The organism is Bacillus glycinifermentans (assembly GCF_001042475.2).
GTDB classification, from domain to species: Bacteria; Bacillota; Bacilli; order Bacillales; family Bacillaceae; genus Bacillus; species Bacillus glycinifermentans.
Map to the genome: position 1 here is coordinate 531,765 of NZ_LECW02000004.1, position 15,945 is coordinate 547,709.

The 15,945-nt window shown below is 47.8% G+C and carries 14 protein-coding genes and 1 other annotated feature; of the genes, 3 read left to right on the forward strand and 11 right to left on the reverse strand.

Going from position 1 to position 15,945, the window contains the following annotated elements; all coding sequences use genetic code 11:
* Positions 1-8 precede the first annotated feature (8 nt).
* Together hisS and AB447_RS26150 are read right to left on the reverse strand one after the other, a co-directional pair.
* Positions 9-1,283, reverse strand: a complete 1,275-nt coding sequence (gene hisS / locus AB447_RS05575; RefSeq protein WP_048353552.1) for a histidine--tRNA ligase — start codon at positions 1,281-1,283, stop codon at positions 9-11.
* Between the two features lie 79 nt (positions 1,284-1,362).
* Positions 1,363-1,599 (reverse strand) — a binding site (T-box leader).
* Positions 1,600-1,654: 55 nt separating this feature from the next.
* Positions 1,655-1,819, reverse strand: a complete 165-nt coding sequence (locus AB447_RS26150; protein ID WP_096891867.1) for a YrzK family protein — start codon at positions 1,817-1,819, stop codon at positions 1,655-1,657.
* Between the two features lie 143 nt (positions 1,820-1,962).
* Between AB447_RS26150 and AB447_RS05580 the strand changes: the two genes are divergently transcribed.
* Positions 1,963-3,534 (forward strand): N-acetylmuramoyl-L-alanine amidase family protein, encoded by a 1,572-nt coding sequence (locus AB447_RS05580; protein ID WP_048353551.1) that lies wholly within the window; start codon positions 1,963-1,965, stop codon positions 3,532-3,534.
* A 187-nt stretch (positions 3,535-3,721) separates the two neighbouring features.
* Here AB447_RS05580 and dtd read toward each other — a convergent pair whose 3' ends face one another.
* From dtd to AB447_RS05620, 8 genes are all read right to left on the reverse strand, one after another.
* A complete protein-coding gene (gene dtd / locus AB447_RS05585) occupies positions 3,722-4,165 on the reverse strand; it encodes a D-aminoacyl-tRNA deacylase (protein WP_048353550.1) in 444 nt (147 codons plus the stop codon).
* 12 nt (positions 4,166-4,177) lie between these two features.
* A complete protein-coding gene (locus tag AB447_RS05590; RefSeq protein ID WP_048353549.1) occupies positions 4,178-6,379 on the reverse strand; it encodes a RelA/SpoT family protein in 2,202 nt (733 codons plus the stop codon).
* Positions 6,380-6,546: 167 nt separating this feature from the next.
* Positions 6,547-7,059, reverse strand: a complete 513-nt coding sequence (locus tag AB447_RS05595; RefSeq protein ID WP_046132106.1) for an adenine phosphoribosyltransferase — start codon at positions 7,057-7,059, stop codon at positions 6,547-6,549.
* A 17-nt stretch (positions 7,060-7,076) separates the two neighbouring features.
* Positions 7,077-9,425 carry a single-stranded-DNA-specific exonuclease RecJ gene (recJ, locus tag AB447_RS05600; RefSeq protein WP_057957465.1) on the reverse strand — a complete coding sequence of 783 codons (2,349 nt, stop codon included), beginning with the start codon at positions 9,423-9,425 and terminating at the stop codon, positions 7,077-7,079.
* A 69-nt stretch (positions 9,426-9,494) separates the two neighbouring features.
* Complete coding sequence (locus tag AB447_RS05605; protein ID WP_048353599.1) at positions 9,495-9,788, reverse strand: LapA family protein; 294 nt, start codon at positions 9,786-9,788, stop codon at positions 9,495-9,497.
* An 86-nt stretch (positions 9,789-9,874) separates the two neighbouring features.
* Positions 9,875-10,369 carry a cation:proton antiporter regulatory subunit gene (locus tag AB447_RS05610; RefSeq protein ID WP_048353548.1) on the reverse strand — a complete coding sequence of 165 codons (495 nt, stop codon included), beginning with the start codon at positions 10,367-10,369 and terminating at the stop codon, positions 9,875-9,877.
* 142 nt (positions 10,370-10,511) lie between these two features.
* Positions 10,512-12,737 carry a protein translocase subunit SecDF gene (secDF, locus tag AB447_RS05615; RefSeq protein WP_048353547.1) on the reverse strand — a complete coding sequence of 742 codons (2,226 nt, stop codon included), beginning with the start codon at positions 12,735-12,737 and terminating at the stop codon, positions 10,512-10,514.
* Between the two features lie 39 nt (positions 12,738-12,776).
* On the reverse strand, positions 12,777-13,073 hold the full coding sequence (locus AB447_RS05620) for a post-transcriptional regulator (RefSeq protein WP_048353546.1): 297 nt from the start codon (positions 13,071-13,073) through the stop codon (positions 12,777-12,779).
* A gap of 115 nt (positions 13,074-13,188) precedes the next feature.
* On the opposite strand from AB447_RS05620, the gene spoVB reads away from it, so the two are divergent.
* On the forward strand, positions 13,189-14,742 hold the full coding sequence (gene spoVB, locus AB447_RS05625) for a stage V sporulation protein B (RefSeq protein WP_048353545.1): 1,554 nt from the start codon (positions 13,189-13,191) through the stop codon (positions 14,740-14,742).
* Between the two features lie 4 nt (positions 14,743-14,746).
* On the opposite strand, the gene AB447_RS05630 is transcribed toward spoVB, so the two are convergent.
* The gene (locus AB447_RS05630) at positions 14,747-15,397 is read right to left on the reverse strand and encodes a DUF421 domain-containing protein (protein ID WP_048353544.1); all 651 of its coding nucleotides are present in this window, start codon (positions 15,395-15,397) and stop codon (positions 14,747-14,749) included.
* A gap of 155 nt (positions 15,398-15,552) precedes the next feature.
* Between AB447_RS05630 and AB447_RS05635 the strand changes: the two genes are divergently transcribed.
* Positions 15,553-15,936: a TIGR04086 family membrane protein gene (locus AB447_RS05635; protein ID WP_046132098.1), complete on the forward strand. Its 384-nt coding sequence runs from the start codon at positions 15,553-15,555 to the stop codon at positions 15,934-15,936.
* Positions 15,937-15,945 lie beyond the last annotated feature (9 nt).

Genomic DNA, 15,945 nt, shown 5'->3' on the forward strand with positions numbered 1-15,945 from the left:
CTCTCCTTTTACCTTTCAGTGTTTGCTTTCATAAAACGGATGAATTCGTCCAGCTTGATTTCCTGTTGTTCTCCCGTTTTTGCATCTTTGACATTGATTTTGTTGTCCTTGAGTTCATCTTCGCCTAAAATCGCGATATATTTTGCGTTGAGGCGGTCGGCTGCTTTAAACTGGCCTTTCATTTTTTTAAATTCGTAATCGATGTCGCCGGAGATTCCTTCCTCCCTCAGCTTGTAGAGAAGGGATACGGAATAGTCCTTCGCTTTTTCCCCCAGCGTCACGATATAGCAGTCGAGCCCTTCATCGACAGCAAGCTTCACATTTTCGGCGTCAATTGCGGCAAGCAGGCGCTCGATGCTCATCGCAAAGCCGATGCCCGGCGCTTTCGGTCCGCCGATTTCCTCGGTAAGGCCGTCATAGCGGCCCCCTCCTGCGAGAGTTGTGATGGCGCCGAAGCCTTCTGCATCACTCATGATTTCAAAAGCCGTATGGTTGTAGTAGTCCAGCCCCCTGACAAGGTTCGGATCCACTTCAAACGAAATGCCGATGTCTGTTAAATATTGCTGAACCTTTTCAAAGTATGCTTTCGATTCGTCATTTAAATAATCAAGAATCGAAGGAGCCGTTTTCAAAAGCTCATGCTCTCTGTCCTTTTTGCAATCCAAAATCCTGAGCGGGTTTTGTTTGAGGCGCTTTTGACAGTCTCCGCAAAACTCCTCAATGCGCGGCTCAAAGTGGCGGATCAGCGCTTCCCTGTGCGCAATGCGGCTCGTTTTATCGCCAAGGCTGTTAATGACGAGCTTCACATTTTGCAGCCCGGCTTTTCGGTATACGCTCATCGCCAGAGCAATGACTTCCGCATCAATCGCCGGATCGCTCGAACCGATCGCTTCGACGCCGAATTGATAGAATTGGCGGTAGCGCCCGGTTTGAGGCCGTTCATAGCGGAACATCGGTCCGATATAATACAGCTTTGTCGGCTGCGTCGGATTCGCAAATAGTTTATTTTCAACAAACGAGCGTACCGCAGAAGCCGTACCTTCAGGACGAAGCGTGAGGCTTCTCCCTTTTTTATCTGCGAATGTATACATCTCTTTTTGAACGATATCCGTCGATTCTCCTACACCCCGTGAGAATAATTCCGTATGTTCAAAAATCGGCGTCCTGATTTCTTTATAGTGATATGCATGACACGTCTCTCTCGCAATGTTCTCGACATATTGCCAGCGCTCTGATTCTCCGGGGAGGATGTCCTGTGTTCCCCTTGGAATGTTAAATGCCATTTGTAAAGCCTCCTCTTTTTCATACCTGTTTTCTCTTCTGAAAAATAGAAAAAACCCCCGAGCCTACTATAAAACCAATAGTAGGGACGAGAGTTATACCCGTGGTGCCACCCTAGTTGGAACTGCCTGGCAGTTCCCGCTTTCATTCCTTTAACGCAGGTTCACGTCCGCCGCCTAATTGCTCCGAAAATAAGCTTTCAGCGGGAAACCTTCGGAGTGTTCATTCGGATAAGATACCGTGCAGACCGCTTTCAGCCCAAGGCGGTTCCTCTCTTTTCACGTACTCTTACCTACTATTCTCCATCTTCAGTTCTAACTTATATGTACACTAATTTATATTATAATACGGGTGTTACGTTTGTGTGTCAACCCTAAATGCGGTTCTTTTTATTCTTGATCGATTCTTTTGACGTCAGACCGAGCTCTGTCGCCGTTTCTTCCAGATAGCCGATATGCTCAGGATCCACATGATCCTTAAGATGCAAATTCGCCTCTTGTTCATGAATCGCTTTTCCCATACGATGATCATACCTCATCTCGCAACATCCTTTAGATCGCTTTTTTCTATAGTATAAACAAATCATTTTCATTTTATTAAAAAAACAGCAAGGATTATACGATATAAAGGAAGAAGTACTGTTTTCAAGTTTTCTAAGAAAGGAGGAGATGAAGAATTATTATGCGAAAGAGTGCAATCTTGATCCTCTCGATAATCCTGATCGCTCAAGCGGCCTTGTATACATCACCCAATACAGCTTCTGCGGCCATAGGGGAAGCCGTGGTCGTCACTGATAAAATCAACGTCAGAAGTGGACCCGGACTGAGCCATGACATCGTCAGCGTCGTCAAGCGGGATGAAACGTATCCGATTGTGGAGGAAAAAGGAGACTGGGTTCAAATCCGGCTTTCCGGCGGACAAAAGGGCTGGGTCGTCTCTTGGCTCATTAAGAAAAAAGGACAGGCATCAGGCGGATCTGTATCCTCTGAAGCAAAAAGCGGACAAGTAACATCCACCGCTACTGATTTAAGAATCAGAAAAGGGCCCGGCACTTCATACGAAGTGGGCGGCACGTTCCCTAAAGGGGAAAAGGCCGCACTCCTAAAAACGGACGGAAGCTGGGTCAAGATCTCCTATCAAAATGTAACGGGCTGGGTTCACTCCGACTATGTCTCCGGCGGTGCTTCTGCGAAGGAATCGTCCTCAAGCGGCGCTTCTCAAAAATCAGGAACTGTCGGCGTCTCGTCCCTGAATGTCAGAAGCTCGGCCTCCCATCAGGCTGGAATCATCGCCTCGCTGAAACGAAATACGGCTGTGACGATTTTGAATGAACAGCACGGGTGGTATGAAATCGAGTTCAACGGACAAAAAGGCTGGGTCGCAAGCCACTATATTTTGACGGACGATGAAAAGGATTCCGGTTCCGAAAGCGCCGGCAGCGCATCCAGCTCAGGCGAGAATGCGACCATCGTGTACGACGGTACGAATATCAGAAGCGAGCCGTCGACTTCATCATCTGTCGTTAAACGCGCCGGAAAAGGCGAATCTTACCCGATTACCGGGAAGAAGAGCGACTGGTATGAAATTGCCCTGCCGAACGGAAATTCGGCGTACATTGCAAACTGGGTCGTTCAGACGTCTGATCAATCAGGACCTTCCGGAGATTCAGGCGATTCAGAGCCTGCTTTATCAAAGCCGTCCGGCTCAAGCGGATCGATCAAAAACAAAACGATTGTCATTGATGCGGGTCATGGCGGACATGACAGCGGGACAATCGGTACGCGGGGAACGCTCGAGAAAAGGCTGACCATCAAAACGGCGAAGCTTCTTGCAGCAAAGCTCAAAGCAGACGGAGTCAACGTCTATATGACACGCAATGACGATTCTTTCGTCAGTCTGCAGTCGCGTGTTGCGACCTCTCATTACCGCAATGCCGACGCTTTTATCAGCATTCACTTCGACAGTTTTGCAAATGCCTCTGTAAGAGGAAACACGGCCTATTATTACAGCCCGTCTAAAGACAAGGGGCTGGCCGCGGACGTTCAGTCCGAAATCGAAAAACAGTCGCCTCTGCCAAGCCGCGGCGTCTTATTCGGGGATTATTTCGTATTAAGGGAAAACAACCGCCCTGCCGCTCTGTTTGAGCTCGGCTACTTAAGCCATCCCCAGGATGAAGCGATCGTGAGCACAAACGGTTATCGCGAAAGAGTGACAGACGGAATCAGAAACGGTCTTGAAAATTATTTTAATTAAAAAAGCAGGCGGCTCCGCCTGCTTTTATCGTTATAGTCTATGCAATTCCCTATATCAAAAACCTGTTGGAACAGATTTACTAATCTGTTCCAACAGGAAGCATCATAGCCTTCCGCGGGAAATTCGCGCACGGACAGCTTCTTTCCTGCAAAATTCGACATAAAAAAGCCGCCATAAGGCGGCTTTTTTACGCTTTTGAATCCATGATAAAAGTAACGGGTCCGGAATTTGTCAATTTGACATCCATCATCTCGCCGAACCTGCCCGTTTCGACAGGCACCCCTTTTTCCCGGAGAAGGGTGTTCCATTCCTCGTAAAGCTTACGCGCTGCATCCGGTCTGGCCGCTTTTGTGAAATTCGGCCGGCGCCCCTTTTTCGTATCTCCGTACAATGTAAATTGAGATACTGACAGAATAGAACCTCCTGTATCCAACAGGGAAAGGTTCATTTTTTCGGCTTCGTCTTCAAAAATTCTGAGGTTAACGAGCTTTTCAGCTAAATATTCGGCATCCTCCCTCGTATCATCGTGAGTCACGCCGACAAGCACGAGCAATCCGAGTCCGATCTTGCCGACAATCTCGCCGCCGACTGTGACGCTCGCATCTGTGACGCGCTGAACAACTAATTTCATGACGATTTCCCCCTAATTCATCACCCGGCGCACTGAATAAATATCCTTAATTTGCTTAATCCGTTCGACCACTTTGTGCAAATGGTTTATATTTTGGATGAAAATGGCCATATGGATCGTGGCCACTTTGTTGCGGTCCGATTTGCCGGAGACGGATGAAATATTCGTTTTCGTTTCATTGACGGCTTGAAGTACTTCGTTCAGCAAGCCGCGGCGATCATATCCCAAAATTTCAATTTCGACATTGTATTCTTTTCTTCGCTGCGTTTGCGGCTCATGCTCCCACTCGACCTGAATAAGCCGGTCAAGCGCTTCATTTGTCAAAACATTCGGGCAGTCTTCACGATGCACGGACACGCCCCGTCCCTTCGTAATGAATCCGACGATCGGATCGCCCGGAACGGGATTGCAGCATTTAGAAAGGCGGATGAGAAGGTTGTCAACGCCTTTTACGCGAACACCGGCTTCGCGTTTTTTCCCTTGATAAGGCTTCGTTTCAACCGTCACTTCCTGAACGGTTTTCACCTGCTCTTCCTGGTCGCGCATTTTCCGTTCTTTTTCCGTCAGGCGGTTGGCGACCTGAGCTGCCGTAATGCCGTTATAGCCGACAGCCGCATACATATCCTCTTCATTAGAGAAGTTAAACTTATCGGCCACTTTTTGCAGGTTCTCGGGAGTCAGCACGTCTTTCACATCAAAATCGAGGTTTTTAATCTCTTTTTCAACGAGCTCCCGCCCTTTTTCAACGTTTTCTTCCCTGCGCTGTTTCTTAAAGAACTGGCGGATCTTATGCTTCGCCTGGGACGTCTGGGCAAGGTTGATCCAGTCCTGGCTCGGACCGTAGGAATGCTTGGACGTCAAAATTTCAACGATGTCCCCGGTACGCAGCTTGTAATCCAGCGTGACCATTTTGCCGTTCACCTTGGCCCCGATCGTTTTATTTCCGATTTCCGAATGAATTCTGTATGAAAAATCGATCGGCACGGAGCCTGACGGAAGCTCGATGACGTCGCCTTTCGGCGTAAATACGAACACCATATCGGAAAACAAATCGATTTTAAGTGATTCCATAAACTCTTCGGCATCGCTTGACTCGTTTTGAAATTCCAAAATCTCGCGGAACCAGGACAATTTTTTCTCAAAGCTTGCATCATCATTGACGCTCTTGCCTTCTTTATACGCCCAGTGCGCGGCAATCCCGTACTCGGCGATATCGTGCATTTCGAATGTCCTGATCTGCACTTCGAGCGGATCGCCCTTCGGACCGATGACGGTCGTATGCAGTGACTGGTACATGTTCGGCTTCGGCATTGCGATGTAATCCTTGAACCGTCCCGGCATCGGCTTCCAGCACGTATGAATAATGCCTAGAACAGCGTAGCAGTCTTTGATGCTGTTGACTAAAATGCGCACTGCGAGCAAGTCATAGATTTCGTTGAATTGCTTATTTTGCATGGCCATCTTTCTGTAGATGCTGTATATATGCTTTGGACGACCTGAGAACTCCGCTTTAATGTTGACTTCTTCGACGCGCTTTTTCACTTCGTTTACGACTTCTTCGACGTACAATTCCCTCTCGGCCCGCTTTTTCTTCATTAAATTGACAATTCGATAATACTGCTGCGGGTTTAAATACCGCAAAGCTGTGTCCTCAAGTTCCCATTTTATTTTTGAAATCCCAAGGCGATGCGCCAGCGGAGCAAAAATTTCCAGCGTCTCATTCGAGATTCTCCGCTGTTTTTCCTGCGGCAGGTGCTTCAGCGTTCTCATGTTGTGAAGGCGGTCAGCCAGCTTAATCAAAATGACGCGGATATCCTGAGCCATAGCCACAAACATTTTCCGGTGATTTTCCGCCTGCTGTTCTTCCTGTGATTTATATTTAATTTTCCCCAGCTTTGTGACGCCGTCGACGAGCATTGCGACTTCTTCGTTAAATGCTTCTTTTAAATCTTCGAGCGTGACGCTCGTATCTTCAACAACATCGTGGAGAAATCCGCCCGCTATCGTTGCAGGGTCCATTTCCAAATCGACCAGAATGCCCGCCACCTGGATCGGATGGATAATGTACGGCTCACCCGATTTGCGGTACTGTTCGCGATGTGCGTCTTCCGCATACTGATAAGCCTTTTTTATAAAAGCAACATGTTCATCGGAAAGGTAAGATTTCGCCTTTTCGATGACTTGCTCAGCAGTTAATACTTGTTCGTTCGCCATGGAATCACCTTTTTTATAATTGAAAAACTGTATTGTAATTATTATCAAGAAAAATGTCACAGATGTAAAGAGAAGAAATAAAAAAGAACACACCGGCATGCAACATTTTTTGGAATAGGAAAAAAGCACCCGCTTTTTATGAGTGCTTTTTATAGTATAAAATTTGTTTAGTATTGCATCAAGGTTAAAATATCGTATCCGTCAAGTTTGCTTCTTCCTTCCAGATACGTCAGCTCGATCAAAAATGCGATTCCTGCCACAATGCCGCCGAGCTCTTCGACAAGCTTGATCGTTGCATCGATCGTTCCCCCTGTTGCGAGAAGGTCGTCCGTGATTAAAACGCGCTGTCCCGGTTTAATGGCATCTTTATGGATGGTCAGTACATCTTTTCCATATTCCAAGCCGTAGTCGACTTTGATCACTTCACGGGGCAGTTTTCCTTCTTTGCGGACGGGCGCAAAACCTACTCCGAGAGCGTACGCGACCGGGCAGCCGATGATAAAGCCCCTCGCCTCAGGACCGACGACAAGATCAATTTGTTTTTCTTTCGCATAGGTGACAATTTGATCAGTCGCGTAGCGATAGACTTCTCCTTTATCCATCAATGTTGTAATATCTTTAAATTGTACGCCTTCCTTCGGGTAATCCGGTACAATTGTTACATATTTCTTCAAATCCATCTGTTTTCATGTCCTCCTCATACTTTCAAAGCTTCAGAATTCTCATTCATCCGCTTATTCAGCCACTGTTTAAGCTCATCCGCCGAAGAATAGACGAGCTTTTGCTCCAATTCAATCAGGCGCTGTTTTTTCCGGTACGTTTCAGAATCTGTTAAATCCCGTTTTGCCGCACCATATACAACAGATAAAACACCATTCTCTATTGTAACAAAACCGAGCTCAAAAAACACCTTTGTCATAAAATCGATTGTATCTTTTGTCCAGCCTTTATGCCTGGCCAGCTCTCCGCCGTATTTCGCCAGGTCAAAAGAGCCTCTTTTCAGAAGAAAAGCATAATACCATTTAAAATAATCCCTTGTCGGAAATGTGGAAAAAAAGTGATCATCAGATTGGTTGAAAATTAAATACATCCGCTCCAGCCGTTTTTCTTTTACAGCATGGTCAAATATATCAATCGATTGCGGCGTATCGATGAAAACGGCATAGCGATTATGTAGATCGAGCTCCATTGCCTCTTCTTCGCCTCTGATCACAATCAGCTCATCACGCAGGCCGGTTTCCGCCAGTTTTGTTTTTGTTTCCTCCCGAAAACAAATGAATGTACGCTTTTCGGGGTCCAATTTCAGAATTTTTTCTTCCCATGACCGCTTTCCTCTTAAATCAAAAAGCTGCCATTCTTTTATGGCTGCATCTTTTATCATTAATTGCGGTTTTTTTCTGTTGTTCCATTCGTTGATCGACAGTTCGCCGACGAGAGAAATCTTCGCTCCGGGAACGACGTTTTCCTCGATTTCCCCTTTATAAAAACCGACGCAGTCCAGCTTTGCCTGTCCATCGGCGAGCAGGAGCTTCAAGTGATTTTGATTGGCGCCGATTTTTCTCGCTTCTTCGATTTCGGCCTCTTCAACGAGTACGAAAGGCTTCGGGTTTCCCGTGCCGAATGGAGCGAGCATGTTCATTTCAGCGATGCTGTCAACCGTGATATCCTCCAAGCGGCAGCAAAGATCGACTTCCTGCACAGGAATGAAATCTTCCTCCGTCAAGACGGCTTCGGCCTGGCGATTGATCCTTTCCCTCAGTACCTCGACGTCTTCTTGATCGAGCGTCATCCCTGCCGCCATCGGATGGCCGCCGAAATGCGGAAGGATGTCCCGGCATTCCGAGAGGTTTTGAAACAGATCAAAGCCTTTGATGCTGCGCGCAGATCCTTTGGCGATGCCTTTTTCTTCATCGATTCCGAGCACGATGGCCGGCCGGTAAAACCGTTCGACAAGCTTTGAAGCGACGATCCCGACCACACCGGGATTCCAGCCGGGCCGCGCCGCGACGATAACTGATTGGTCAAGACCTTGCTCCTCTATCATGTGAACCGCTTCATCGGTGATCTGATTGACGATTTTTTGCCGCTCTTTATTCAAGCTGTCAATTTCTGCGGCGAGCTCTTCCGCTTCTGTTTCATCCTCTGTGTTCAAAAGGTGAACGGCCGGATCAGCCTGCTCAATTCTGCCGACGGCGTTGATGCGGGGCGCGATTTGAAAACCGATCGTTTCTTCATTCGCCTGCTGAATCTCCGCTCCCGCGATCTTCGTCAGCGCTTTTAAACCGGGCCGCTTCGTTTTCTTAAACTGTGAGATGCCAAGCTTGGCGATGTGCCTGTTCTCATCATGAAGCGGCACGAGGTCGGCAATCGTCCCGATGGCACACAGGTCGAGCAGCTCTTCGGGAACCTCTCCGAGAAGCGCGTGGGCAAGCTTGAATGCCACCCCAACGCCGGCAAGCTCTTTAAACGGATAGCTGCAGCCGGGCTGCTTCGGATGGACGATCGCATATGCATCAGGTAAAACCGGTCCCGGTTCGTGGTGGTCGGTGATAATCAGATCGATGCCGAGTTCTTTGGCGACATCCGCTTCATGAACGCCGGCAATCCCTGTGTCCACCGTGATGATTAAAGAACAGCCCTGTTCTTTGATCTGGCGGAAAGCGGCTTCATTGGGACCGTAGCCTTCTTTAAAACGGTCCGGTATATAAAAATCGACGTTTGCTCCAAATGTTTTCAAAGCCTGCAAAAGGACGGTCGTGCTTGTCACACCGTCCGCATCGTAATCTCCATAAATCATGATCTGTTCGTGTTCCGAAATTGCCTGCTTGATTCGCCGTACAGCTTTTTCCATATCTTTTAGCAGATAGGGATCATGAAAGACAGCATCCTTGCCATATAAAAACGAAGCTGCTTTATCGGCTGTATCATAGCCTCTCATGACAAGCAATGAGGCGGCAAGGGGAGTGATGCCCAATTCTCCGGAGAGCGACTCCACCTTTTCTTTGTCGGGCGTTTGCACGTCCCAACGCATTTTTGACGCTAACATAAATTCACCCCTCAACCACCCTATTATACTAGAGTCGGCTGAGGGGATTCAATTTTTTTCGTACATTCTTCAATCGTTCGAATCAGCGGATGCGTGCGGCTCTGCCTCAGCTTCCGGTTTTTTTGCCCGTTCTTCTTTTCTGAGCGCCCTGAGCTCCCTCTTCAGCCTCATCAACTGAAAAGCGCCGGCAGAGCCGATGATGAGGGCACCCATCAGCACCGAAACCAAAATAACGAGAATCAAAGGCCATTCGGCTGTGGCAAACAGAAAATCGACCTTTACAGGCTCTACATTGATAACCGCAAAAATCGCGACGACCAGTGTAAATATAAGTGCAGCAATTAATGTCCATTGTTTGTTCATCATATATCACCCCATTCACGTAGCAATGCTTCATTTGTAAACAAGAAAACAAGGCGCACCCTTATAAGAACACGCTTACATACAAATTACTCTGACGCGGTCAGCTTTTCCTGAATGAGGCGTCTTAATTCTTTTCTTTCTCCGGAAATCACCAGCGTATCACCTTCATTCATCATCGTTTCTGAAACCGGGTTTAGAATTTTGTCACCGTCTTTTTTGACGACGCCTATCACGGTGACGCCGTAGTGTTCACCGATGCCGAGGCAACTGATCGTTTGCTGTGCGGCCGCTGATCCCGCTTCTATTTTAAACCATTCGATTGTCAGCTCATCAATGGCAGCTTCGACCGTTTCGATTGCCTTTGGCTTGTACGCGACTCCCCCGAGGATCGCCGATATTTGCCTTGCTTCATCATCATCAAAGCACATGGATGACACGCATTCTTCATCATCATGTTCATGAAAGTGATACAGCTCTCTCATTCCGTTTTCATGAAGAATAATCGTTATCTTTTCCGCGTCGCGCGTAAATATTTCTACTTTTCTGCCGATGCCCGGCAGATCAGATTCGCGCATTCTCATAACGTCCACCTCTTCTGTGTTCATATGTCCTTAAACACGTGCATATTCGGAGTCTAGTCATTATAGCAAAAGTCATTTTTAAGATCAATCAGGCCAATAAACAGTTAAAAAGGACTGTCCAGAGCATGGACAGTCCCGATGTTTAGTCTTCCTTCGTTTTTTGTTTCGGTTTCTTTAATTCCCGGCCTTTCCAGACAAGCCAGATTTGGGCTGCGATGTACAGCGATGAATACACGCCGCTTAAAAGACCGATCAAGAGCGCGATCGAGAAGTTTCGAATCGACGGAGCGCCAAAAATGAGAAGCGTAATGACAACGATGACGACGGTCAGCACCGTATTCACCGAACGCGTGAATGTTTGCTGCAAGCTTAAGTTCACGATATGCGACAGATCGCTGAACGTTTTCGGCTTGCGTTTCTTCACATGCTCCCTGATTCTGTCAAATGTAACGATCGTATCGTTGATCGAATAACCGATAATGGTCAGCACCGCCGCAATGAACGTAACATCAACCTCGAGCCTCGTGAGGCTGAAGACGGCGATGATGAAAAATGCGTCATACAGCAATGAAGCAATGGCCGCGATCGCCATCTTGTATTCGAAGCGGATCGATACGTACAAAATGATCCCGATCGAGGCGATGATCACCGCATAAAGCGCGTTTCTCGCCAGCTCCTTGCCGACGGTCGGCGATACGGTGCTTACGTTCGGCTCGCTGCCGTATTTGTCTTTAAAATAGTTTTTCACTTCGGCAATTTTCTTTTGATTCGGTACGCCTACAAATCTTGCGACACCATGATTCTCTTTTTCTCCTGAAAGGACGATCGAATCGGGTTTAAGCCCGAGATGTTCAAAATCGCTTTCAAGCTGTTCGGTTGACAGCTTATGGCCGCTTTGAACTTCGATTCTCGCACCGCTGGAGAAATCGATGCCGAGGTTCAGCCTGAATATAAGCAGAACGACGATTCCCGCGGCAAGGAGTACGCCGGAAAACGCGAAGAACCATTTGCGTTTGCTGACAAAATCCCATTTGTCAAACGGTGTCGGCGGCTCTGTATTTTCATCTGTTTTCGCGATATCCAGAATATCCTTTTTCCGGACGCCGAACCAGCCTTTTTTCCTGTCGAGCCAGCGGCTTTCAACGAGCAGGCCGAGCAAAAATCTCGATAGGAAAACGGCCGTGACAAAGCTTGTCAAAATCGACAGAACGAGCATCGTCGCAAACCCTTTGACAGAGCTTGTCCCGAAGGCGAACAAAACGGCTCCGGCCAGTATCGTCGTAATGTTTGCGTCAAAAATCGTCGCGAACGACCGTCTGTTTCCTGCCCTGAAAGCGGAGCGAACCGATTTTCCGAGCTTGATCTCCTCTTTGATCCGCTCATAGGTAATAATGTTGGCGTCAACAGCCATACCGACCCCGAGGATAAGCGCCGCGATCCCCGGAAGCGTGAGAACGGCGTTCATCCAGTCAAAGATCTGCAGGGTGATGTAGATGTAGACGGACAGCGTAATGACTGCAATCAATCCAGGCAGACGGTAATAAAAAAGCATGAATAAGAAAATAATAGCGATACCTACAGCTCCGGCAAACACAGTATCGTGTAAAGCCTGTTCCCCAAACTGCGCACCGACTGATGTCGAGTACTTCTCCGTCAATTTGACGGGAAGGGCTCCGGCGTTCAAAATGCTCGCCATGTCTTTAGCTTCCTGAATCGTGAACTTCCCTTCGATCATAACGTCTGAGGTATTCAGCACCTGGCTTACGTTTGGCGCAGAAATATATTTGTGATCCGCCTTTTGCGATTCTTTCTTAAATGAATCGCCTTTTTTGTAGTCAAGCCAGATGACAAGCTGGTTATTCGGCTGCATGGCGAGGACTTTCTTCGTCACTTCGCCGAACTTGTCCGCATCCTTCAGCTTGATCGTAACGATCGGTTCATTCGTATCCGGCTTAAACGACTGCTTTGCGCCGTTTTCGACGAGATCCGAACCGTTCAGAAGCTCCTTGTCATTCGTATCCCTGAAGGTAAGCTCGGCCTGTGTTGATAAAATTTCCCGCGCCCTGTTCTGATTGTGGACGCCCGCAAGCTGAACCCTGATCCGGTTGTTTCCTTCAATTTGGATGTTCGGTTCGCTTACGCCCAGCACGTTCGCCCTTCTGTTCAGCGCCTCAACCGTGCTGACGAGGACGTCCCTGTTGATCTTATCGCCTTTTTTGGCAGGGTGAACTTCATACAAAACTTCAAAGCCGCCTTGAAGGTCAAGGCCGAGACTTATGTTTTCGGCAGCCGGCTTCGTCAAAATTCCAAGTCCAGTACCGATCAATAGAACGGTAAGGAAAAACGCAATCAAGCGTCCTTTTTTCATTATGTATTTCCTCCTTAAATCAACCCAAAAAATCGACGGTCATTTCAGCAGCTCGTCGAGCATGTCCTGCCCTTCTTTGCTGTCGAGTAAATTAGACGTTTTAAACGATTCTACGGTTGCATAGTTCATAAATTCGCCAATTTTCACTGATAAAATATCGCCAGCCAGCTGATGAATTTGGACATCCTTATGATTCTTCCATTTCTTATTCAATAAGTATGACCACAATTCCTTTATTTCAATATCATCATAACCCAGGATCATAAATTCTTCCAGCTTGCTGAGAAGAAAAGGCTTTAAGTGGTCTTTATACATATCAGCCGGATGTTTGTCCATGCAAAGCCACGCTCCTTTCATATTTTTTCAGAGAGACTTGTCATGCTTGGACGATGTATGCGCATATCTTATTGTATATGATTAAAGGTTGTTTGAGAAGGCAGGGGACTAAGAAATGACCAAGCAAACGTTTTTAAAAGGCACGCTCATTTTAATAGCAGCAGGTTTGATTACGAGAATGCTCGGCTTTATCAACCGGATCGTGATCGCAAGATTCATCGGCGAGGAAGGCGTAGGCCTTTACATGATGGCGGCACCGACGTTTTTCCTTGCGGTGACCCTTACCCAATTCGGCCTCCCCGTCGCCATCAGCAAGCTCGTGGCGGAAGCTGAAGCCAGGGGCGACCACAGGAAGACGAAACAGATTTTAGTCATGTCGCTGGCGATTACGGGCGTGCTCAGCGCGCTCATTACCCCGGTGTTCCTTATTTATGCGCCGCTGATGGCCGAAACGCTTTTTACGGATGAAAGAACGCTTTATCCGCTTTTGGCTGTCACGCCGGTCGTCCCCATTATCGCAGTTTCCAGCGTGCTGAGAGGCTATTTTCAAGGAAAGCAGAATATGAGGCCGCTTGCCGTTTCCCAAGTCCTTGAACAGATCGTCCGCATCTCGCTTGTGGCCGTCTGCACAACGGCATTTCTGCCGTTCGGCATCGAATTTGCGGCAGCCGGGGCGATGCTGTCTTCCGTCTTCGGCGAACTCGCTTCCCTGCTTTATTTGTTTATCGCTTTTAAATATAAAAAGAAAATCAGAATTCGAAAACGGTTTTTCCAGTCATTGAAATCGGGGCGGAGCACGTTTTTTGAGCTGATGAGCGTCTCGCTTCCGACGACCGGCAGCCGGTTTATCGGGAACTTGTCCTGGTTCTTTGAACCGATCGTTGTCGCTCAGAGCCTCGCAATTGCAGGCATCGCCGCTTCAGCGGCAACCAGCCAGTACGGGGAGCTGACGGGATTCGCCTTGACGCTGCTCACCCTTCCGAGCTTTATTACGTATTCGTTGTCAACGGCGCTCGTTCCCGCCATCAGCGAAGGGATTGAACAGAAAAAAATGCACATCGTCGAATACCGGCTCGAACAGGCGATGAGGCTTTGCCTGTTAAGCGGGGGAATTTCGGTTGTGATCCTGTTTTCATATGCGGATGAGCTTGTCAGCGTGATGTACGGATCGACAAACGCTTCCATCTATGTCAAAGTCATGGCTCCGCTCTTTTTATTTTATTACTTCCAGGGGCCACTTCAGGCCGTTTTGCAGGCATTAAATTTGGCCGGTGCGGCGATGATGAACAGCCTGGTCGGAGCGGTCGTCAAAACGGGGCTGATTTTCGTGCTCGCTTCACGGCCTTCGCTCGGCATCATGGGGGCTGCACTGGCAATCGTCACCGGCATGATCCTTGTTACGCTTCTGCATGCGGCGACGGTCAGCAAAGTCCTCCCCATCAGCATCAATCTGAAGGAATACATGCTGTCGTTTGCCGTCATTTTCATATCCGGCTGGATGAGCTTGTGGATGAAACAGCACCTTTTCCTTGAGCAGTCCGAACCGGTGCGCCTCCTCTTTTGCGTCATGCTTTCGAGCTTTCTGTATATGTTCCTATTGATCGCGTTCAGGCTTATCAAAAAAGAGGAAATCCAGCGGTTTCCTCCGTTCGGCCGCTGGATTTCGTAGCTTGTTACGGTTTGTGTTCATCTTTAAGGTCAATAAAAAAAGAGCCGTTGTGATACGTGCAGAAAGAAATGCCGGAAAGGCTGAGGTACCCCTTTTTTTCGAGCATTCGCTCAAGCCATTTACGATCTTTTCCAATCTGTTCTAAATGTTCATGTTGAATGATTCCGTCAACAATAAGCGGCAGTTCAATCCGGCTGTCTGTACGGTCTTTTGTAAACACCGAAAGCTCGCCGGTCGGCTCCAGTATCGCATATGATACATCCGCAATCCGCTCGATGTTCTTTTCTCTCAGCTGTGTTAAGAGGTCGTCGAAGTTATAGCGCTGGCTTCTCATCGCCCGTTCGTCAATCTTTCCGCGGTCGATGATAATCGTCGGTTTTCCATCGAGAAGATGGCGGATTTTTTGGCTTTTCAGCGACAAGTATGCAAAAAATACTTGGATCAATGTCAATACAAGGATCGGCACGATCGTATGAAAAATGTTGTCGTCGATTTTTTCAATGGCCAGAACAGCAATTTCGGCCATCATAATGAATACGACGAGATCCAGTATGCTCAGCTCTCCTATTTCTCGTTTTCCCATTAAACGGAACAGGACGAGAATGAGGACATACAAAAAGATCGTCCGAAATACAAGAGTGAGGACCTCTTCCAAAACGGCCGCCTCCTTTTTCTGAACCTTTTTGTCATAGCGTTTGTTAAAAACGTGCTTTTATGTACAAAAAGCAGGGAAGGGCTTAGTCTATTTCGGGACCGGCCCGAATACATTTAAAAAGACGAGCCCATCCATTTCCAGAAAGGAGGTATGTGATGAACGAGCCAAAACAAGTAGGCAAAGGGATCCTGTACAGCTTGGTCGTGATGTTTGCGCTCATGTTTGCGGGAAGCCTTGTGGTGTCTCTTTTACTAACATTAACATCATTAACGGAAAGCTCATTCAGCTGGTTCATTACCGCCATATCTTTTATTACGTTGTTCATCGGCGGCTTTATTTCGGGAGGGAAAGCAAAGGAAAAAGGATGGCTGATCGGGGCCTTGACAGCCCTTTGCTTCTCGCTTACGGTGCTCTTGTTTCAATATCTGGGCTTCGGCGAGGCTTTCAATGTCAAGCAGGTGCTGTACCATGCAGGGTTCATGGGCGTCAGCGCGCTGGGCGGGATATTCGGGGTCAATCTTCACGGGAGCCGCGCCTAGGGAGACCGA

Coding starts and splice junctions, on each gene's coding strand:
- AB447_RS05610 (WP_048353548.1), bottom strand. CDS start 10,369: ATGAGAATGCGCGAATCTGATCTGCCGGGCATCGGCAGAAAAGTAGAA.
- AB447_RS05595 (WP_046132106.1), bottom strand. CDS start 7,059: ATGGATTTGAAGAAATATGTAACAATTGTACCGGATTACCCGAAGGAA.
- AB447_RS05590 (WP_048353549.1), bottom strand. CDS start 6,379: ATGGCGAACGAACAAGTATTAACTGCTGAGCAAGTCATCGAAAAGGCG.
- AB447_RS26150 (WP_096891867.1), bottom strand. CDS start 1,819: ATGAGGTATGATCATCGTATGGGAAAAGCGATTCATGAACAAGAGGCG.
- hisS (WP_048353552.1), bottom strand. CDS start 1,283: ATGGCATTTAACATTCCAAGGGGAACACAGGACATCCTCCCCGGAGAA.
- recJ (WP_057957465.1), bottom strand. CDS start 9,425: ATGTTAGCGTCAAAAATGCGTTGGGACGTGCAAACGCCCGACAAAGAA.
- secDF (WP_048353547.1), bottom strand. CDS start 12,737: ATGAAAAAAGGACGCTTGATTGCGTTTTTCCTTACCGTTCTATTGATC.
- AB447_RS05620 (WP_048353546.1), bottom strand. CDS start 13,073: ATGGACAAACATCCGGCTGATATGTATAAAGACCACTTAAAGCCTTTT.
- spoVB (WP_048353545.1), top strand. CDS start 13,189: ATGACCAAGCAAACGTTTTTAAAAGGCACGCTCATTTTAATAGCAGCA.
- AB447_RS05635 (WP_046132098.1), top strand. CDS start 15,553: ATGAACGAGCCAAAACAAGTAGGCAAAGGGATCCTGTACAGCTTGGTC.
- dtd (WP_048353550.1), bottom strand. CDS start 4,165: ATGAAATTAGTTGTTCAGCGCGTCACAGATGCGAGCGTCACAGTCGGC.
- AB447_RS05580 (WP_048353551.1), top strand. CDS start 1,963: ATGCGAAAGAGTGCAATCTTGATCCTCTCGATAATCCTGATCGCTCAA.
- AB447_RS05605 (WP_048353599.1), bottom strand. CDS start 9,788: ATGAACAAACAATGGACATTAATTGCTGCACTTATATTTACACTGGTC.